The following is a 19,987-nucleotide window of genomic DNA, read 5'->3' as shown; positions in this document are numbered from 1 at the left end:
CCTTTAGTATAGTACAAATTATACTAGGATAAACGATAACTTGTAATAGGATAAATAAAGTGGAAAAATACTAGTATACACTAGCTGAGGAGGTTCATTATGGAACGCGTAGTGATTACAGGCATGGGCTTAATCTCACCACTTGGAAATACAATCGGGCAATTTTGGGATCGGCTAATTTCTGGTGAATCGGGTATATCCCCGATCACTTCATTTGATACAACAGGTTTTAAGACGAGAATTGCCGGCGAAGTACGTGATTTCGATGCAGAAGGCAGATTTGGGCGTAAAGAGGCACGGCGAATGGACAGATTCAGTCAGTTTGCCCTCGCAGCTACTGAAGAGGCTTGGAAACATTCTGGCCTCCAGCTTGATAAGATTGACAAGGAGAGACTTGGCGTTTATGTAGGATCTGGTGTTGGAGGAATTCAGACCTTGATGGATCAAGGTACGGTCCTGAAAGAGCGTGGACCTGATCGAGTCAGCCCTACCTTAATTCCCATGATGATCTCCAATATGGCTGCGGCGATGATCAGCATTAAATTTGGAGCTTTCGGCCCGACCATGTCTCCAGTAACAGCTTGTTCTATTGGAAATACTGCGATTGGTGAGGCCTTCCGTTTAATTCGTTATGGCGGTGCGGACATTGTTATAGCCGGGGGTTCTGAAGCTGCTATTACTGAAATCTCGTTGGCCAGCTTCGGGAATGCCACCTCTTTATCTACACGAAATGAAGAGCCTACTAAAGCGAGCCGCCCTTTCGATGGAGGACGGGATGGCTTTGTAATCGGTGAAGGTGGCGGCATAGTCATTCTTGAGTCACTCTCCCATGCTCAGCGTAGAAACGCCAAGATTCACGGTGAAGTGATCGGGTATGGTGCTAGCTCTGATGCTTATCATATGGTTGCCACTCATCCAGAGGGGATTGGTGCCTATCAAGCTATGAAGTTAGCGCTAAATGAAGCTAATCTCCAGCCCCACAACGTAGATGTAATCAGTGCGCATGCGACAAGTACAGTAGTAGGAGACCATTCTGAAACCCTAGCGATTAAAAAATTATTTGGCGAGCATGCCTACCACATCCCCGTAACCGCTAATAAGTCCATGACTGGACATGCTTTAGGGGCCGCTGGCGGCTTAGAAGCCATCGCTTTAGTTAAGAGTATCCAAGAAGGGATCATTCCTCCTACCATCAATCAGGGCACGCCTGATTCCATCTGTGATTTAGATTACGTACCTAACAATGCGCGAAAAGCTAATCTCGAAATAGGCATCTCCAATTCATTTGGCTTCGGCGGCCATAATGCTGTTATTGTGATCCGAAAGTTCGTAGACTAATCCTACATTATAAAAGGGGTTTCAACTTAGCCATTACACATGACTAGTTGAAACCCCTTCTGCTGTTAATCCTTTTAAACTATCTTATTCCGAAGGTGATACATGACTTCCCCAGATAGAGATCCCTTCATTAGAAACCGCGGTGAACGTCATAACATTACTGGCTGTAGCTTCATTCCACTCTTTCAGGAACACACCCTTATAAGTAGAACCAGCTATCGTTAACTCTGCAGTATGATCGTCGATAAGCTTCCACTTGCCCTTTACTGCGCCTTTGATTTTACCACTCTTCGTCAATTGAATTAGCTCCGATTGCACGATATCTGCCGTAATTTCTTTATTATGATTCACATATTTGTATTCGCCTGCGATTTGCTCTTTCGTATATTTATCAATGGTCTCGCCACCATAACGGTGTGGTGCGACCACCGGCCAGCCATCAGCGTTCATGAACATCTGGTGTACTCTAACCTCATGCTTTTCACCACGATTCGGGAACCGTGTATGGAAGATCAAATAATACTTGCCAGTCTCTTCATCGTAAAATGCGGAGTTATGTCCTGGTGATACATATCCTTCCCCACTTACTGGGAGCTCATCGTCATTATTCAGGAATTCGAAATTCCCCATGAGTTTAACTCCGTAAGGAGCATAAGCAGGATCATCAAACAATACGCCAGCTGTGCCCTGTGAATCGATCATATCCTGGTCCTCAGAATCTTCAAATGGTCCATCAGGTGTCTTCGAGCGAGCTACACGGATGTTATATCCGCCATCAGCAGCCAGCCCCCCGTAGGATAGGAACAGGTAGTAGTAATCCGTCTCAGGACTGTACAGCATATAGGGAGCTTCTATCCGCGCATGATTTGCGCCTAGAAGCTTTTTGCCATAACCTTGATCTGGCAGTGGGAATCCTGTGCTTGTATCCAGTTCCATAATAAAAATACCACCGGAATAAGAACCATACACCATCCACAATCTGCCTTCTTTATCAAAGAACACATCCGGATCTACAACATTCGGCTTTTGTGTGGCATCATAAGTTTCTCCGTCATCGCCTACACCCACCATACCTGACTTTAAGAAGATCCCTTTGTTCTTATAAGGTCCTTCAATATGGTCTGACACGGCTATACCAAGTGCTGATAATGGGGAATCACCTTTACACGCGTTGTAATACATATAATATTTACCATCCGCCAATTGAATGACATCCGGTGCCCATAAAGTGTCCGTCTTTCCCCAGGTTAAGGCCTCTTTTAATTCCTCTTTGACATTCGGGATGAGTACGTTTCCATCAACAACTCCAGAGGACAATTGAGTCCAGGACATCAGGTCGTCGGATTTAGCAGAAGCCAAATGTGAGCCAAACACATAGTACTTATTATCAGCCAAAATAATGGAAGGATCATGTACAGAAACATTCTTGAAGACAGGCTGAACAGGCTCAGGTCCGCTGTTTGTGTTGCCAGAATTAGCCGTGTCGTTGTTGCACGCGGTTACAGCTAATAATGAAACGCTAAGTAAAGTAGTAATAATTATCTTCTTCATCGTTATACCCCCTATGTATGCCTTTTCATTTTGAGATGAAAACGATAAATAGTCAACCCTTTTATTTAATTAAGTTCGTATTAATTCATATTTATTTAAATAATAGTGAACGTTGTAGAAAATAAAAAAAACGCTAAGCCAACTAAATGGCCTAGCGTTTCCTCTTATTATTTAGTTAAAACAAGTTGCTTACTTAGCGCCTTCTTGCACTAAAACTGGCTCTGGATAAGCGTTCTTAAGTATACGTTGTCTATTCTTAACGACTGTTGGTGGTTCCACCTTAGGTGCCATCGGATGCATTAACCAAGACTTCACCATATGGGTATCCGAAACCTTATACATTGGAGGCTCTTTCTCCATATCGATTTGCATAGCATAGGTGCTGCGAAGTGCGAAGGCATCACCCTTAGGCGGTTTGATCAAATCTGGAGGGGTACCAGGAATAGCGGTAAGCAAAGAACCTTTGCTCTCTAAACTTGGCATGGACGCAAGCAATCCCCAAGTGTAAGGATGTCTTGGATCGTAGAAGATCTCTTCTGCAGTTCCCATTTCAACAATTTGTCCGGCATACATTACTGCTACACGATCCGCCATTCTTGCTACAACACCAAGATCATGGGTGATAAAAATAATCGCCGTATCAATCTTCTTCTGCAATTCCTTCATCAGGTCAAGAATCTGTGCCTGAATGGTAACGTCGAGCGCTGTAGTTGGCTCATCCGCAATCAGAAGCTTAGGGTTTGCTGCAAGTGCCATTGCGATAACGACACGTTGACGCATACCGCCACTGAACTCATGCGGATATTGATTGAAGCGGCGCTCTGGTGAAGGAATACCTACTAGCGTAAGCAGTTCAACCCCACGTTTATTGGCAGCTTCTTTGGAGATTTTCTCATGTTTGTGCAGTACTTCAGTAATTTGTCTGCCGACCTTCATCATCGGGTTCAAGGAAGTCATCGGATCCTGAAAAATCATACCGATCTCTTTACCACGAATCTTCTGCATTTGCTTCTCAGACTTACCGATCAAATCTTGTCCATCAAATAAAATTTGTCCACGTTTATATTCTCCTGGCGGCGTTGGAACTAACTTCATTACCGCTTGTGAAGTTACACTTTTACCGGAACCGGATTCCCCAACTATCGCTAGAGTTTCACCTTTATCTACATGGAAGCTAACACCACGGATCGCTTGTACTTCTCCACCGTGTGTTTTGAATGATATCGCTAGATCTTTTACCTCTAAAAGGCGCTCCATCTTGTCACCCTCTCATTTCCTCGTCAATTATGATAATGATTCTCACCAAGTTGTAAGCAATAAGTATTATTTTATCTAGTTCTAAGGGTTCTAGTCAAGATTTTTCTGAAAAAGATATGGCCAGCAGCAGCCTTATGTACTAGTTCTGTTTAATGCGAGTTCTATTCTTCACTAACAACCACAATATTGGCGGAAGCAGCAAAAGAACTAACAGCAGAGACCATCCGATATCTCCAAGGGATACCAAGTTGTCATTCAATAGTCGATAATACGCATAAAGAGAATAGGGAAGAACTACTAGTACTGCTGTAACTACCCCTGGTGTATATATCTTTAAATATATCGTCTGTCCTAGATGAGTAAATACATGTAAGAAAAATACCGCAAGCACTGCCAAGTACAATAAGTAATTAGAAAAGAATACTGCAATACAAGTTACCGTCACTATAAAAATATACACGAATAATACGTCCATTGCAAAATTACGTGTAGTCATTTGTAACATCGAATGATACGTCTTGCGCATAAACGAAGGAATAGCGTCCTCTAACCTGGTTCTATACTTTGCCCCCCATGCTTCAATCGTTAATATTTCTTCAAAATCATGAAACATAAATAGGATCGGCAACAGCCACAGCAAACTTACGATATCTATATGTACACTTAGCCACTCAAACATGAGAATCCTCTCCCTTCTCCTGCTCAGCCTCCTTACCTTCTTATGTTGTAATCTTGCTGAAAATGTCCTAACCCATGAAACGTTCCCAACCTTCCAGCAGATTATCCTGTGCCCACTGGAAATGGCCTTGGCTATCGTATTTACGCGAATAACACTCAATGAAATAAATTAAATCGATATATAAGTCGTAGAGCTTTTTGCGTACACATTCATTAGGGCTATCAAAGCTGTCCCCATAACCTCTACAGAAATGCTCAGAATCCTCAATATAGCGAAAATAATATTCCATAAGGTGATCGCCCCATAACGCCCGTTCCCAATCGATTAAGGCAACAATGCTTCCCTCTCGCACAAACACATTCCCATCCCATAGATCCCAGTGAACTAAACGTGGCTCAGTGACCACATCCATCACATGTATACGGCTGTTGATCTCCGCCTCAATCTTTTCTAAAGGAATGGGCATCTTTGCCTCTAAGCGCCGAGCATCATCAAGGAGGTTGCCAATCAAATTTTGAAAGGTTTCCCGCCAAGAAGTCCCCTTTATCTTCGAGGATACATTAAATAATCCGAAATGATCCCCTTGAATCTCATTGATAATCCGGCTATAACGACCTAATTCTTCCTCAATACAACTTCTTTGCTGCGGACTAAGCTCTTCCTTAATTTCATTATAGGGCTGGCCGATTATTTTCTCCATGAAAAAAAAGTCACTCGATATTAAATTTCTGCTGTTATCATAAGCGTATACCTCAGGTACAGGTACCGTTCCTTTAGACTTCATTAGCTGCATTGCCGCAACCTCTGTAGCCATGATATCGTGCTCGTAACTTAGCGTGTCTGTCTCATCGGATGGCGATATTTTAAGGATCGTAGCTCTGCCATCTGACAATAGGAGGTCATAAGCTGCGTTGAAATAACCTCCCGTCAATTCCGTACTTTGAATGATTTTCACATGGCTTCCAAAAGCAGCACCCACCAGGATGTCCTGCTGCTCAACCGTTAATTTTGTTTTAGTCTGACTTTCCAAGACTTCACCACCATACAGAGTTAAGTAAAAATGCAAAAATCCAACCTCATAAAAGCCCGGGATTCATTGTATTTGATATAAGAAAGATAAACAATCCTTCTCCATTGGAATGAAAATTGTTAAAATTAGAAATAACACGTATCATTAGCTGCTTTTCATGAAAGAGAGGAAACTATTATTATGATCATAAAACCTAGAACACGTGGCTTTATATGTACAACCGCACATCCGCAAGGCTGCGCTCGTCAAGTCGAGCGGCAAATTGAGTATATTAAGGCACAACCCGCGATCAAAGGACCCCGGAAGGTGCTTGTCATTGGCGCATCCACAGGCTACGGCCTCGCCTCACGGGTTACAGCCGCCTTTGGGGCTGGAGCCAGCACAGTAGGCGTATATCGGCCGAGCAGCAGCAATGGAGCCCGTACAGCCTCTGCTGGGTGGTACAATTCCGCCGCCTTCGAACAACTTGCGGAGTCTGCAGGCCTGCAATCCTACAGCGTTACCGGAGATGCTTACTCCAAAGAGACCAAAGAAAGAACGATTCAGCTGATCCGCAGCGAATTAGGACAAGTCGATTTGGTCATCTACAGTGTTGCTTCTGGGCGCCGTACAGACCCGGAGACAGGTGAAGTATATAACTCTGTTCTCAAACCTATTGGCGACACCTTTACCAACAAAACTGTAAATTTTCATACGGGTGAAGTCACTCAAATCTCCATCGAACCCGCGACCGATAAGGAAGTTCATGATACCGTACGGGTGATGGGCGGTGATGATTGGCAGTTATGGATAGAAGCACTCCAGCAAGCCGGAGTATTAGCTGATCACGCAACCACTATTGCTTATTCGTATATCGGATCAGAGCTTACTCAAGCCGTATATCGTCAGGGAACGATTGGACTTGCTAAAGACCATCTCGAAGCTACGGCAAGAACACTTAACGAAGCGTTATCTGTTACTCACGGTAGAGCTTATGTAGCGGTCACAAAAGGTCTTGTCACACAGTCCAGCTCGGCGATTCCTGTCGTGCCCCTCTATATTTCCGCCCTTTACAAAGTTATGAAAGAGCACGGTCTTCATGAAGGTTGTATTGAGCAAACCTATCGGTTGTTTGCTGAACATCTCTACGCAGCGAAAGGAACTCCTCTGGATGAAGAAGGGCGTATCCGTATAGATGATTGGGAATTGTCTCCGGCAGTCCAGCAAGAAGTAATAGAAATCTGGGACCAGCTTACTTCAGACAATATCTACGACCTAACGGATCTGCATAGCTATAAACAGGAATTCTTCCAGCTATTTGGATTCGAGACTGAAGGTGTAGATTACGAAGCTGATACTGATCCAGACGTAACTGTTATAAATCTGCGCTAAAATTAATCGTGTTTTTGGATTATCTTCTGCCTGAGGATAAGGGTTTTTCGAGAGCATAAATCTCCTCTTCCAGAGAAATCATCTTTTGTTCAATCATTTTTCGTGCATCTGCCAACGCTTGATTGTAAATATAAGGCGAAAGTTCTTTGAGCATAAAATCGAGAAGGTTCTCGCTGGCTAATTGCCCAATTTCACTGGACAGCTCTGTATCAAAATATTCTTGAATACTAGCTGTAATCTGAAGCTTATGCTCTCTCGGTATTTTTAACGGCTGCATGGTAATCCTCCAATCTAATTAGATACAGGAAAATGACGTGCTTTCGCACGTCATTTCACACCTATAACCTTCATTCACTGCTGCCTTTAAAACGGTTCCAACCCTCAGTCAAGTTATCATGCGTCCAACGGACATAACCTTCGTCTGCATATTTGCGTGAATAACATTCGATAGTAAGAATAAGATCAAGATAAAGATCATAAAGCTTCTTCCGCAGAATCTCGTTCGGACTGTCGTAGGTTGTTCCGTACCCCTTATAGAAACCGGCAGAATTCTCAAAATGCCTAAAATAATACTCCATCAGCACATCGCCCCACAGGGCTCTCTCCCAGTCAATCAGTGATACGATGACTCCATCCTTCACAAATACATTCCCATTCCATAAATCCCAATGCACCAGTCGTGGCTCGGTTACGGCATCTAATGCAGGGAGATACTTGGAAACCTCCTGCATAATCTCCTCACAGGACGCAGGTAGCTGTGCATTCAGCCTCTTGGCATCAGCAAGTACACTTTCCATCAGGCATGAAAAGGTCTCTCTCCACGAGGCTCTTGGCTCCTCTGAATCCGTTCCAAAAATGCCAAAACGTTCTCCGCGTATCTCATTGATTATGCGATTGTAACGCCCCAGCTCCGTTTCGATAGCGTCTCTCTCCGGAAGCGAAAGACTCTCCTTTACATCACTGTAGGGCTGGCCCTCCACCTTCTCCATAAAGAAATACGGAATAGGAATAAGCAGCAGACTTTCATCATAATGGTAGACGGCAGGCACGGGCACAACACCCTTATCTGCAACCATACGGAGAGCTTCCACTTCAGTTCGCATAATGTTCTTCTCATAACTTAACGTATCTGTCTCTACAGCAGGGGCAACCTTTAGAATGACAGATTTCCCAGTGCTGAGTTCCAAATCATAGGCTGTATTAAAAAAGCCTCCCGTAAGTTCTGAACTAAGGTTAACCGCAGTTTCTGAACCGAAAACCGCTTTCACCAAAATATCCAGCTGTTCATCATTTAATTTAACTTTCGTGAAGCTCTCCATTTCGTTTAAACCCACCACATTTCTGTCAGTGGCTCCTCAATCAATACTTGTTGAAGGTTACTTACAGCTTTGGAGAAACCTTCTTCAATAGACATCAGCCCATCTTCATGCTCAATACTAACCACATAGTCATACCCAACCAAACGAAGTGCACTAATAATGTCAGCCCAAGTCTTAAGATCATGTCCAAAGCCGACAGAACGGAACTGCCAAGCACGGTCAAGCATCTTGGTATACGACTGCATATCAGTTAATCCGTGCATATTGACATTCACAGGATCAATAACGGTATCCTTCGCATGGAAGTGATGGATTGCACCTTGGCGTCCCAAAATATGAATCGCTTGCACAGGATCAATTCCTTGCCACCACATGTGACTCGGATCAAGGTTCGCACCGATCACTTCACCTGCTGCTTCTCTCAGCCGCAGCAGAGTACCTGGTGTGTGTACAGAGAATCCGCCATGCAGCTCAAGACCTACCTTTACATCATGCTGAGCGGCAAAGGCACCCCATTCTTTCCAATAAGGAATAACCTTGTTCTCCCATTGCCAGTCCAGAATTTCTTGATAATCATTGGGCCATGGAGCTACAGGCCAGTTCGGATATTTAGCACCCTCATGATCTCCAGGACATCCAGAGAAGGTATTCACAACCGGAACCCCTAGCTTCTGCGCCAATTTGACCGAGTTTACGAAATCCTCATGATCCTTTTGAGCAAGTTCTTTTTGCGGGTGCAATGGGTTACCGTGGCAGCTCAAAGCACTGATTGTAAGTCCGCGAGATTCCACAGCATGTTTGAATTCATGTAAGGCTGTTTCATTCTCCAGCAGCATTTTAGGGTCGCAGTGGCTGTTGCCAGGATTGCCTCCCGTACCGATTTCTACCGCCTTTAGCCCTTTGGATACTACATAATCAAGAGCATCCTCCAGCTTACGACCTCCAAACAAGACCATAAATACTCCAAGTTTCATTGTAGGCCACCTCCTCTTGGAAATAGTTTACTTATTATTTATCGTAGATATCAAAATTCTTCACCACTTGATTACTCTCAGCAGCTTCAAAAATAACTTCAATCAAATTCTGTACCCGCATAACCTCAGCGTTCTTAACGATAGGTTCTGCAGTACCCTCAATGACAGCAGCGAAATTATCATAAAAGCTAGAGCTTAACTCCGACGGCTGAGGTAATTCCTCAGTGATCGTTGCCCCCTCCGATGGAGGTGCCATAGTTTTAGTTAGTCCTACACCTGCACGAATCGGCTTCGGTTCGATTTTTTCGCCTGCATTATTTCTTGTCACCAATCTTCCAGTTAAAGACCAGTCTTCAATAATTCCAGTGCCTTCGATACCCTTCACATACCATCTTGGCAAAGTAATAAAGTTAGTCGTGCCAACCTCTACGATCGCTTTAATTCCATTCTCAAATTGCAGAATAGCTTCAAAACCGTCATCGACATCGTTTCCTAAAATAAAGCTTAAACTACTGCTCACACTGGTAATTTTGCTATCAATCATGAATAATAGCTGGTCCAATAAGTGAACGCCCCAATCCAGCAGCATCCCTCCGCCTTGTGCCTTAACATGACGCCAGTCTCCAGGAATTCCGTTCGCTCCGTGCACGCGGGATTCGATCTGGAATAGGGATCCAATCGTCTCCTCGTCGTACATTTTTTTGATAGTTAGAAAATCTTCATCCCAACGTCTGTTCTGATGCACCATAAACACACGTCCGGCTTCATCAGCCGCCGCCAGTATTTCTTGAAATTCAACCTTTGATAGAGCAACTGGCTTCTCACAAATGACATGTTTGCCAGCTTGTAATGCACGAATCGCAATTTCTTTGTGCACATCGTTCGGTGTGGCAATTAGAATAATTTCGACCGAAGAATCTGCCAATACTTCTTCATAACTTTGGTACGCCTTGTAGCCAGCGTCGTTGGAATTGGTACGACGTGCTTCAAGCACATCGTACGTTCCAACTACGATTAAGGTAGAGGTCTCTTTTATCAATCCTGCGTGATAACTTCCCATTCCTCCAAAACCAACAATGACTACAGAATGTCTGTTTGAACTCATGAACTTCACACCTGCTTCTCGTTTAGTTATCTGATGTTCCGTCAAAATACACAGCACGACCTGTACGGGAAGATTCGTAAATAGCCTCCAAAATTTGGGTAACGACAAGGGCTTGTTCAGGTTTAACTACTGGTTCTTTATCTTCCCGAACTGCTTCAAGCCACAAGCGAGCTTCACGATCGGATTCACTCTCTTGTCCTCCGTTAAAGAAAGCTACTCCCCCTGCGGACAAGTCAATTTTAGTCTCGTATAGACGGCCACCACGGTCACCATTTAAGCGTAACCCGTCCTTCATATCTGCACCACCCTCTGTACCTGCTAGGAGCGTCTTCGCTTCTCCAAATTCAGATACATTAAGAGCCCAGCTTGATTCCAGTACAATTGTAGCACCATTTTCCATGGTAATAAATCCAAATGCTGAATCTTCTACTTTAAATTGTTCAGGGTCCCATGGACCAAAGGCATTTCCGCCGTTTTTACGGTTACCAAGCTTATGGAAAGTCGAGCCCATAACACTACGCGGTTTATAATTGTCCATCATCCATAATGTTAGATCAAGCGCATGCGTACCGATATCGATCAGCGGACCGCCGCCTTGCTTTTCTTCATCCAGGAATACGCCCCATGTAGGAACCGCACGACGACGAACGGCAATCGCTTTTGCATAATAGATCTCACCAAGCTCACCGTTTTCACAAACGTCTTTAAGATATTCACTATCCGCACGATAACGGTTCTGATAAGCTACAGACAATTTCATGCCTGTACGTTTGGCAGCCTCTAACATTTCCTGTGCTTGAGCTGTAGTCTTCGCCATTGGCTTCTCACACATTACATGATTGCCAGCTTCCAATGCTGCGATTGTGATCACGGAGTGACTGTCATTCGGTGTACATACATGCACGATATCGAATCCTCCGGCTTTCAAAAGCTCTTGATAATCTGTATATACAGCCGCGCCTTCAGCACCATAGGTTTTTGCTGCTTCCTGTGCACGTTCTTCGACGATATCACAGAAGGCTACCATTTCAGCATCTGCTTGACGTGACAAACTTGGCATATGTTTTCCATTAGCAATTCCACCGCAACCGACAATAGCAATTCTCAACTTTTTAGACATGAACATTTCCCCCTTGATTAGCGTATGCTTTTACCCATTTCAAACTATCTTCTACACTTCCTAATGGTGAACGGCTGCAATAATCCTGCTCCACTACCGCCCACTCTACCTTTGCCTGTACAGCCGCATCAAGAATTGCTGTAAGGTTTACTTCTCCTTCACCTAGAACAACCGTTTCCGGTGAACCATCCTCATGTTTCTTCAAATCTTTAAGATGGATGATTGGCAACCGGCCAGCGTATTTGTTGATATATTCTACGGCATCATAACCTGCGTGATGTACCCAGCATGTATCCATTTCAACTTGCAGCAAATCAGCCGGCACCTCTTCAAACAAACCGTCAAACGCTGTACGGTCACCATATCGATCAGTTAACTCAAAGTCATGATTATGGTACAAAAGAACCGCTCCACGCGCCTTACACTTTTCTCCAATAATCTTCAGATTCGCAGCAACTTCTTCATAGTTACGTTGTTCTTCTGACAGATACGGCACAATTAGATGATGATTTCCAATCTCCAGGTTGTACGCGATCTCTGCCTCTGTATCATTCAACAACGCGTCATAGGGACGGTGTGCGCCCAGCGCTACTAGTCCAAGTTCATCAAGCAATTGTTTGACTTCTGCTGCGCTACGGCCGAAGTAATGGAAAAACTCCACACCTTTATAACCAAGGGCTGCTACTTTACGCAGTGTCCCTTCAAAATCCTGTTCCAGTTCTTCTCTGAGCGTATACAATTGCAGGCCTATCTTCAGCATTTTCGAATCACTCCAATTGGATTTAAAGTTAGCTTTCTGTAGTGACAATCACTTGAACAATAATGCTGTAACAGAATTGACTAATCTGATTCACATCAGTTTCCTTAAACTGTCATTCTTGTAAGCACAGCTAATACCGACTGTTTCTAGCGTTGATGGTCGATTTCTTTCTTTATTGCTTAGCTACATAGTAATATGAAAGCGTATATATTAAAATGAATAATATGATTAAAACATGAACAATCTGCTTATCATTTCAATACACCCAGGAGGACCTATGACTCATTCTGCTACCTGTCACGTATTATCAGCCGGATTTTCTTTTCATCGCAAGCCTTTTCATATGTCTCAAAGTCAAGGGAACCAGAACTTTCTTATACGTCTGCAAACAGAAGGAAGGAGCCGTGCATTGATCGATGGTGTAATGTCACCTGTGGAAAGCGGGGATATTATGTTATTCGCTCCAAATGATCCTTACTATTTGATCATAGATAAAGAAGAGTACCCTGTGGGCAAGCCACGAATTGAAAGCGGAGATTATCATATCTTTTGCGGAGGAACATGGATTGATGAATGGTGGCAACGTTCACAAAGACCCACTCGCCTAAGTGTGCCGCTTAGTGAGAGTTTTCTTGGCTTGTTTCGCCAATTGATTCTGGAGCACCGTCGACTTTCCGACTTCTCTCCAGAAATATCTGCCTGCTATCTGCAAATTCTATGTATGGAAATCGACCGGCTAATTACAGATCAGCCAGCAATTACTCCAAAAGGTTATCTGGCATACCGAATGAAGCAATATGTTGAGGAGCACGCAACCCTACCCTTTCTATTGGAGGATGTAGCAGGTTTTGTGGGTATATCCGTCTCGCGGGCCGTTCATTTATTTAAGGAAGCCTTTGGGACCAGTATTATTAAATATGTAAACGATGTCCGACTGGAAATGGCCAGAGAACGGATAACCTTCAGTCCCATGCCGCTGGAGCAAGTAGCAGAAACTTGTGGTTTTGCGAACTACACCTATTTTCACCGGGTCTTCCGAAGTCGTTTCGGGATGTCACCAAGAGAATATCGTGTGCATAGCAGAGAACAGGTGTAAATGAAGAAACCCCGTTTCATTGCAAAAGGGTTGTCCCTTAGTAGAAAAAGCTACTTTTAGGACAACCCCTGCTTCTATATTCGAACATAACTCGTGAGCATGAGATTACTCTTTTACAGCCGAAATGATCAGGAACATCGGTCTACGCTCCTCATCCTTCATCCATGGATCATTACTCATTTCTGCTGAAGGCTTTGGTTCTTTAACCGCTTTAATAGTAAAGCCAGCTTCAATCAGGTCATTGAAATAGGTGGAAATCGTGCGATGGTATTTAATCACATTTTCTGTTAAGAATTTCGTTTCACGAAGTCCTTCTGATTGATAATGATCTACGGGCCAATGCAGGCGGTTTCCTTGTTCATCGGCATACCAGTCTTGCTCTTCACGTGAAGTAAAGATTGGATGCTCCACTGAAAAAATAAAACTCCCGCCAGGCTTAAGAAACGAATGCACCTTTCGGCAGATGGCTGCAAAAGATTCAATATAGTGGAAAGCCAATGAACTGAGAACCACATCAAATTGCTCGCTCGCAAAATCAATGTCCTCAATCGGCAGCTGGATATAAGTTATAGCAGGATCGTTCGTTTTTTCACGCGCCTGTTGCAGCATTTTTTCAGAGATATCCACACCTATAACTGAACTCGCCTGCTGCTCACGGGCATATAGGCAATGCCAGCCAAAGCCGCAGCCCAGATCAAGCACACTTTTATTATGTAAGTCTGGAAGAAGCGCCTTTAATACATGCCATTCTCCTGCTGCTGCAAGCCCTCCAATAGAACGGGGCATTTGCTGGTAGGCGGAGAAGAAATTCGAATCGTCATATTTATTTTGTTTCATCAGGGATACATCTCCTATATATTATTTCTTCAATTACTATACGCTGAGCGATGTTCTCTTATCAAATAGCCAATAAAAAAGGAGCATCATCTTGGAAGATCTGCCCCTTATATCTATTCTTATTCAATTGTTCCTGCTTGCTTGGTGTTAATCGTACATGCTGTGAAATGGCTCCATAATCACTATTCAATCTACGACTCTGTGCTGCGCACCCGGCTCCGGAGCGCTCTGCCTTACGCAAGGCTTTTTGTGTCTTGGTTCGTGCCATGTGACACCACTCTCCTATTCATGGGTGAATGATTATAGATCTTACATCTATAAGACAACTTCATTTTAACATATTCCAGACTATGAGCGAAGCAAGAATTCCGTTACACTTAGAGCAAAGCTAGTATTCTATCTTATCTAAATAGATGCGGAGGTTTAAAGGATGAATTACCAGGTTTTGTATGAAGGTGCTTTTGCTATGTTAAAGGTCCAACTAAATCCCGGTGAAAGCGTAAAGGCTGAAATGGGCGCAATGGTCGCGATGTCACCTAACGTAGAATTAAAAGGAACCGTGGATGGTGGTTTAATGCGCGGTCTCGGGAGAATGCTGAGCGGTGAGAAATTCTTCTTTCAAGAACTTAAAGCGACCCGTGGTCAAAGTGAGGTATTGCTGTCGCCTGGCTCACTCGGCGATATTCAGGCGATAGAATTAGACGGATCGTATAAACTGTTAGTTCAAAAAGACGGATTTCTCTCCGGAACTGAAGGCATTCAAGTAAATACCAAAATGCAGAATTTAACCAGAGGGCTCTTCTCCGGTGAAGGCTTCTTCATTGTAGAAATCAGTGGCAGAGGAACGGTGTTCCTGTCTTCCTTCGGTGCTATCCATGCAATAAATTTAGGACCTGGTGAAGAAATGATTATCGATAACGGACACCTCGTAGCATGGCCAGACTATATGGACTACAAGGTGGAAAAGGCAGCCTCTGGCTGGCTTAACAGCATAACTAGTGGTGAAGCACTTGTCTGCCGCTTCCGTGGAGAAGGTGTAATTCTCGTTCAGAGCCGTAACCCTGGCAGTTTCGGAACGTGGATCAAATCCTTTGTACCTACTCGAAGCTAGACTTCCTAGAACGCAGTAATCAAAAAAGACACAGGCTTAGAGAAAGCCTGTGTCTTTAGGTTAGAAAGCAATCTTACGAGACTGCTTTATCTGCTTCTGCTTTTGCTTTTTTGCAGCCAGTACGTTTACATGTTCCATAAGTACCCTTGAAATCAAGGCGGTGATCCGTGACGTTAAAGCCATATTCACGTTCCACTCTTCTCTCCAGCTCCACAAGCCAGTCGTCCTTAATTTCCTCCAACCGACCGCATACGCTGCATATCAAATGATGATGCATATGCGAATGATCGTTCCCGCGCAAATCGTAACGGGCAACTCCGTCTCCGAAGTTCATCTTCTCTACAATGTGTAGCTCACATAAAAGCTCAAGTGTACGGTATACCGTTGCCAGGCCCAGATGTGGATAGCTGTTCTTAACAAGCATATATACTTCTTCTACGCTTAAATGATCCTTCTCATTGTCGAGCAGAACGTTCACTATAGCTTCACGCTGAGGCGTTAGTTTATATTTTTGCGCCGCAAACAATTGACTGATATTTGATATTTGATCCATTTGGTCTCCTACCTTCCCGGAACGATTTAACATCCGTACCCTCTGAGACGCTCCTATTTATGCAGTTAAGACAAACCATAAATAGTAATCGTTACGATATAATCATAACAAAATTAACCACGAATGAAAAGAGCCTGACATCATTATATCATTTCATGCCACTTATCCAAAGTACTACACCCCAATCTGGCCCATATTTCTATTAAAATCTACTTTTTCGTGAAATAATACAGATTAGACCGCAACCTTTCCATAATTTACAACGTTAAAGGAGTGACAAAGGCTAAGGAGCCTATCCATACAACGAGGTGAAAAGACATGAACATGAAAAAGAGCACACTAGCAGCGATCACAACCGTAGCCATTTTCTCCTTTTCTTTGGGTGGTCAGATGTTTGCAGCTGGGAACACCTTTAAGGATATTGATAACATAAACGGCAAAGAAAAAATCATTTCTTTAAAAAATCAAGGGTTAATTAAAGGTGTCAGCGAATCTCAATTTCTCCCTGGCTCTAAGGTAACTACAGCCCAAGGGATTCAGTTTATCTCCGGCGGTCTCCAGCTCAGCCTCGCAGCCATTGACTTTAACAAAGCTCCTGTTGCCAGCGGCTTGTTCACAAAAGTAAAAGACAAAGCCTGGTACGCTGAAGCCTTTATCAATGCTTATTACAATCAAGTTAAGCTACCAAAAGACATTGATCCTAGCCTAATTATGACCAAAGAGCAATTCACTAACTATCTAGTGCAAGCGATCGAAGGCGTAGGTAATCTGCCGATGATCAATATCGTTCCAGTAGATATCGCTGATGAAGCGTCACTGACCCCTGCATATCAAGGCAGTATTCAGCGCTCCCTGAAATACAAGATCAATACTCTAGACGCTAACGGAAAGTTTAATCCAAAAAGCGAACTCACCCGTGCCGAAGCTGCGATTATGCTCTACAACGCTTTGGAGTTCCTGAAAACTGGAGGATAAGCCAAATTTCAGTTACTCTTCTCATTTGAATAATCTACACACGAAAAAGCAGCTCCGGATGATTCCCGAGCTGCTTTTTCATATATATTGTCTTTCTACTCTTCTTCACCATTCAGTCTATTCAGAAATTGCAGAGCCCGGGGATTCTTCGGATGCTCCAGCACTTCTTGCGGAGTTCCTTGCTCTAAGATATGACCGCCATCCATCAAAATGATCCGGTCCGCTACATCGGCGGCAAATTTCATCTCGTGGGTCACAATCACCATAGTCATACCTTCTGCTGCTAATTGTTTGATGACCTTAAGCACTTCCCCTACCAGCTCGGGGTCGAGCGCCGAAGTGGGCTCATCAAACAACAGCACTTCTGGATCTACTGCCATAGCCCGGGCGATGGCCACTCTCTGCTGCTGTCCACCTGACAGCTGATGTGGATAGTTATCAGCTTTATCAGCCAAACCCACCTTAGCCAGCAGTTGAAGGCCCCGCTTACGCGCTTCTTCCTTGGTTCGTTTCAAGACAGTTACCTGTCCCTCCATCACATTGCCTAGCGCAGTCATATGCGGAAATAAATTATACGATTGAAAGACCATCCCTGTTTTCTGCCGAAGAGCTAATACGGAATTCTGAGGAATTTTCTTATGATCTGTAAAATTGATGGTGATATCCCCGAGTGACAGGCTGCCTTGATCCGGGATTTCCAACAGATTAAAACAGCGCAGCAGTGTAGTCTTTCCGGAGCCGGATGGCCCAATAATGACAAGTACCTTTCCATGCTCCATTTTCAGATCAATACCCTTTAACACTTGGAGTGCGCCGAAGGATTTATGCAAATTAATGATTTCAATCACAAGTATCTCTCCTTTAGGTCGCAGAGTAACGATCGAGTCGTTTCTCCAAGTAATTTTGCAGCGCCGACAGCACAGAACAGAACACTAAATAAAACAATCCTGCTTCGGAGTATACCAGCAGAGGCTCATAAGTGGTAGAGGCTACCTGCTGAGCAGTTCTAAACATCTCCGTATAGGTGATGATCGCTGCAAGCGATGTATCTTTGACCAAGCTAATAAAAGAATTGGATAACGGCGGTACAGAAACGCGTGCAGCTTGTGGCAGAATTACGCGGCGCAGAGCCTGCCCACGAGTCATCCCGACTGAGAAGGCAGCTTCCCACTGGCCTTTATGTATCGACAGGATAGCAGCGCGTACGATTTCCGATGAATAAGCCCCTACGCTAAGGGTAAATCCAATGGTGGCGGCAATGAAAGGGTCGAGTACAATACCAACAGCCGGCAAACCATAAAATATAATAAATAGCTGCACTAACAACGGGGTTCCCCGAATGACCCATACATAAAAACGGGCGATTAGCTTCGGAATTACCCACGGTGAAAGACGTGCCAACGCGGTTAGGATCGCCAAAATCAATCCAAGCACAAAGGAAAGTAGAGCCAACGGAATGGTAAAAGCCACCCCGGCTTTAAGCAGGGGTAGCAGTGTATCTAAGAAAATTTGTATTTTGCGGTCATCCATTATTCAGACATCCTTTTTAGCTTCTAGGCTTAATTAGCCTTGCTAGCCTTGTATTATTTTGAAACGTCAGCTCCAAAGTATTTCTCGGAAATTTTCAAGTACGTTCCATCACTTTTCATCTCTTTAATCGCATCACTGACCGCATTCACCAGCTCATCATTGCCTTTCAGGAATACCGCAGCACTTTGTGAGCCTTCAGGAATCTCATCAACCACTTTAATTTTTGCATCTGGTTTTTGTTTTTTCAGATCCAGATAAGACAAGCCATCATTCACAGTTGCATCAATACGTCCCGAAGTCAGCAGATCCATCGCTTGATTGAAACCGTCCGTAGCTACGATTTCAGCACCGTTCTCACGAGCGATGTCGGATAAGTTACTGGTCAGGGATTGTCCTGCTTTTTTACCCTTTAGATCAGCAAAGGTCTTAATATCCTCATTGTTTTCGCTCACGATCAATACTGCCTTGGATACAATATAGGGTTCAGAGAAATCATATTTCACTTTGCGATCTTCGTTAATGGAAACTTCATTAAAAATGACATCAAACCGTTTCGCATCCATCCCAGCAAAAATACCATCCCACTGAGTTTCAAAAAATTCAGCTTCAACACCTAAACGTTTGGCTACTTCTTCGGCAATTTCCACGTCAAAACCCGTCAATTTCCCCGCAGTGTCATGATAAGTAAAAGGTGCATAAGTCCCTTCTGTACCTATCCGCAATTTGCCGCTGGCCTTCACAGCCTCCAAACTGTTTTGCGCTGAAGATGCTGCTCCACCATTCGTTCCAGCTGTTGGTTCAGCAGCCGTATTGGTATTCGAATTATTGCCGCAAGCCGCTACAAGAACCACGGTTAACGCCAATATAATAGTTAAACTCCATTTTTTCATTATTAAATCCCCTCTCTCTATCCGGTTTTTTTCCGGTAAATTGAATAGTACACTGCCATCACATGATCGTCAATACTTTTTTCCGATTATATACATCGGAATTGTAATATTAACTAGATTTCTACTTATATCTTACCCAATCTTGGATTAATCCTTCACTTCTTTCTCTCTTTACTTCTCAGAAAGATATGGTATATTTATAAACAAATTAATATGGACCTGTTATTTCACTAGGGGAGTCGGCCGACTGAGACGGAGCTTCAAGCTCCGGACCCTTGGAACCTGATCTGGATCATACCAGCGGAGGGAAGTGGAGCAGAATTTTCATCAAGCATGTTAAGTGTTATTATGCAGAATGAACTTTTTGACCCATTCATTTCCTCTGGAAATGGATGGGTCTTTATTTGTTTAGACGCTCCACAAAAATATTAGGAGGTTAGATCATCACGACCATTTTATCTATTCAAGGCCTAACCTACTCTTTTCCGGAA

Annotated in this window: 21 protein-coding genes and 1 riboswitch; of the genes, 5 read left to right on the top strand and 16 right to left on the bottom strand. The window is 43.7% G+C overall.

Annotated features, from left to right (window positions below; genetic code table 11):
- Positions 1–99: 99 nt before the first annotated feature.
- Positions 100–1,338 carry a beta-ketoacyl-ACP synthase II gene (gene fabF, locus NSQ91_RS13330; protein WP_340918137.1) on the top strand — a complete coding sequence of 413 codons (1,239 nt, stop codon included), beginning with the start codon at positions 100–102 and terminating at the stop codon, positions 1,336–1,338.
- 84 nt (positions 1,339–1,422) lie between these two features.
- Here the strand turns inward: fabF and NSQ91_RS13325 are convergent, their stop codons facing one another.
- The 4 genes from NSQ91_RS13325 to NSQ91_RS13310 all read right to left on the bottom strand — a co-directional run bounded on the left by NSQ91_RS13325 (position 1,423) and on the right by NSQ91_RS13310 (position 5,891).
- Positions 1,423–2,895, bottom strand: a complete 1,473-nt coding sequence (locus NSQ91_RS13325) for a family 43 glycosylhydrolase (RefSeq protein ID WP_445670810.1) — start codon at positions 2,893–2,895, stop codon at positions 1,423–1,425.
- Positions 2,896–3,078: 183 nt separating this feature from the next.
- Positions 3,079–4,146, bottom strand: coding sequence for an ABC transporter ATP-binding protein (locus NSQ91_RS13320; protein ID WP_076125977.1), 1,068 nt, complete (start codon positions 4,144–4,146; stop codon positions 3,079–3,081).
- 139 nt (positions 4,147–4,285) lie between these two features.
- A complete protein-coding gene (locus tag NSQ91_RS13315; RefSeq protein WP_076125975.1) occupies positions 4,286–4,825 on the bottom strand; it encodes an HXXEE domain-containing protein in 540 nt (179 codons plus the stop codon).
- 67 nt (positions 4,826–4,892) lie between these two features.
- Positions 4,893–5,891, bottom strand: a complete 999-nt coding sequence (locus NSQ91_RS13310; protein WP_256716492.1) for a phosphotransferase family protein — start codon at positions 5,889–5,891, stop codon at positions 4,893–4,895.
- Positions 5,892–6,035: 144 nt separating this feature from the next.
- On the opposite strand from NSQ91_RS13310, the gene fabV reads away from it, so the two are divergent.
- On the top strand, positions 6,036–7,226 hold the full coding sequence (fabV, locus tag NSQ91_RS13305; protein ID WP_340918126.1) for an enoyl-ACP reductase FabV: 1,191 nt from the start codon (positions 6,036–6,038) through the stop codon (positions 7,224–7,226).
- Between the two features lie 19 nt (positions 7,227–7,245).
- Here the strand turns inward: fabV and NSQ91_RS13300 are convergent, their stop codons facing one another.
- The 6 genes from NSQ91_RS13300 to NSQ91_RS13275 all read right to left on the bottom strand — a co-directional run bounded on the left by NSQ91_RS13300 (position 7,246) and on the right by NSQ91_RS13275 (position 12,504).
- Positions 7,246–7,503, bottom strand: a complete 258-nt coding sequence (locus NSQ91_RS13300) for a DUF2164 domain-containing protein (RefSeq protein WP_340918123.1) — start codon at positions 7,501–7,503, stop codon at positions 7,246–7,248.
- A gap of 70 nt (positions 7,504–7,573) precedes the next feature.
- Positions 7,574–8,563, bottom strand: coding sequence for a phosphotransferase family protein (locus tag NSQ91_RS13295; protein WP_340918121.1), 990 nt, complete (start codon positions 8,561–8,563; stop codon positions 7,574–7,576).
- Positions 8,551–9,519 carry a sugar phosphate isomerase/epimerase family protein gene (locus tag NSQ91_RS13290; RefSeq protein WP_340918118.1) on the bottom strand — a complete coding sequence of 323 codons (969 nt, stop codon included), beginning with the start codon at positions 9,517–9,519 and terminating at the stop codon, positions 8,551–8,553. The genes NSQ91_RS13295 and NSQ91_RS13290 overlap by 13 nt, the downstream gene beginning before the upstream one ends.
- Before the next feature lie 34 nt (positions 9,520–9,553).
- The gene (locus tag NSQ91_RS13285) at positions 9,554–10,624 is read right to left on the bottom strand and encodes a Gfo/Idh/MocA family protein (protein ID WP_339248411.1); all 1,071 of its coding nucleotides are present in this window, start codon (positions 10,622–10,624) and stop codon (positions 9,554–9,556) included.
- Between the two features lie 22 nt (positions 10,625–10,646).
- On the bottom strand, positions 10,647–11,744 hold the full coding sequence (locus NSQ91_RS13280; protein WP_036686323.1) for a Gfo/Idh/MocA family protein: 1,098 nt from the start codon (positions 11,742–11,744) through the stop codon (positions 10,647–10,649).
- Complete coding sequence (locus NSQ91_RS13275; RefSeq protein WP_076125967.1) at positions 11,737–12,504, bottom strand: sugar phosphate isomerase/epimerase family protein; 768 nt, start codon at positions 12,502–12,504, stop codon at positions 11,737–11,739. Before NSQ91_RS13275 ends, NSQ91_RS13280 begins: the two co-directional genes overlap by 8 nt.
- Before the next feature lie 277 nt (positions 12,505–12,781).
- Between NSQ91_RS13275 and NSQ91_RS13270 the strand changes: the two genes are divergently transcribed.
- Positions 12,782–13,600, top strand: coding sequence for an AraC family transcriptional regulator (locus NSQ91_RS13270; RefSeq protein ID WP_076125965.1), 819 nt, complete (start codon positions 12,782–12,784; stop codon positions 13,598–13,600).
- A 105-nt stretch (positions 13,601–13,705) separates the two neighbouring features.
- On the opposite strand, the gene NSQ91_RS13265 is transcribed toward NSQ91_RS13270, so the two are convergent.
- Positions 13,706–14,437: a class I SAM-dependent methyltransferase gene (locus tag NSQ91_RS13265; protein WP_076218191.1), complete on the bottom strand. Its 732-nt coding sequence runs from the start codon at positions 14,435–14,437 to the stop codon at positions 13,706–13,708.
- A 61-nt stretch (positions 14,438–14,498) separates the two neighbouring features.
- Positions 14,499–14,705, bottom strand: a complete 207-nt coding sequence (locus NSQ91_RS13260; protein ID WP_340918114.1) for a hypothetical protein — start codon at positions 14,703–14,705, stop codon at positions 14,499–14,501.
- A 162-nt stretch (positions 14,706–14,867) separates the two neighbouring features.
- Here NSQ91_RS13260 and NSQ91_RS13255 point away from each other — a divergent pair, with 162 nt between their 5' ends.
- Positions 14,868–15,548, top strand: coding sequence for a TIGR00266 family protein (locus NSQ91_RS13255; protein ID WP_340918111.1), 681 nt, complete (start codon positions 14,868–14,870; stop codon positions 15,546–15,548).
- A gap of 73 nt (positions 15,549–15,621) precedes the next feature.
- Here the strand turns inward: NSQ91_RS13255 and NSQ91_RS13250 are convergent, their stop codons facing one another.
- On the bottom strand, positions 15,622–16,101 hold the full coding sequence (locus tag NSQ91_RS13250) for a Fur family transcriptional regulator (protein WP_036686314.1): 480 nt from the start codon (positions 16,099–16,101) through the stop codon (positions 15,622–15,624).
- Between the two features lie 318 nt (positions 16,102–16,419).
- Between NSQ91_RS13250 and NSQ91_RS13245 the strand changes: the two genes are divergently transcribed.
- Positions 16,420–17,076 carry an S-layer homology domain-containing protein gene (locus tag NSQ91_RS13245; protein WP_076125959.1) on the top strand — a complete coding sequence of 219 codons (657 nt, stop codon included), beginning with the start codon at positions 16,420–16,422 and terminating at the stop codon, positions 17,074–17,076.
- 95 nt (positions 17,077–17,171) lie between these two features.
- On the opposite strand, the gene NSQ91_RS13240 is transcribed toward NSQ91_RS13245, so the two are convergent.
- Genes NSQ91_RS13240 through NSQ91_RS13230 form a run of 3 tightly spaced genes read right to left on the bottom strand, consistent with a single transcriptional unit; the run spans position 17,172 to position 19,496 of the window.
- Positions 17,172–17,924 carry an amino acid ABC transporter ATP-binding protein gene (locus NSQ91_RS13240; RefSeq protein ID WP_076189904.1) on the bottom strand — a complete coding sequence of 251 codons (753 nt, stop codon included), beginning with the start codon at positions 17,922–17,924 and terminating at the stop codon, positions 17,172–17,174.
- 13 nt (positions 17,925–17,937) lie between these two features.
- The gene (locus NSQ91_RS13235; RefSeq protein ID WP_036686309.1) at positions 17,938–18,606 is read right to left on the bottom strand and encodes an amino acid ABC transporter permease; all 669 of its coding nucleotides are present in this window, start codon (positions 18,604–18,606) and stop codon (positions 17,938–17,940) included.
- Positions 18,607–18,659: 53 nt separating this feature from the next.
- Positions 18,660–19,496 (bottom strand): amino acid ABC transporter substrate-binding protein, encoded by an 837-nt coding sequence (locus tag NSQ91_RS13230; protein WP_076183478.1) that lies wholly within the window; start codon positions 19,494–19,496, stop codon positions 18,660–18,662.
- A gap of 222 nt (positions 19,497–19,718) precedes the next feature.
- Positions 19,719–19,822, top strand: a riboswitch (TPP riboswitch).
- Positions 19,823–19,987 lie beyond the last annotated feature (165 nt).

The sequence above is a fragment of the Paenibacillus sp. FSL R7-0048 genome (genome assembly GCF_038004505.1).
Lineage (GTDB): Bacteria > Bacillota > Bacilli > Paenibacillales > Paenibacillaceae > Paenibacillus_AQ > Paenibacillus_AQ odorifer.
This window is presented reverse-complemented; position numbering and strand designations above follow the sequence as displayed.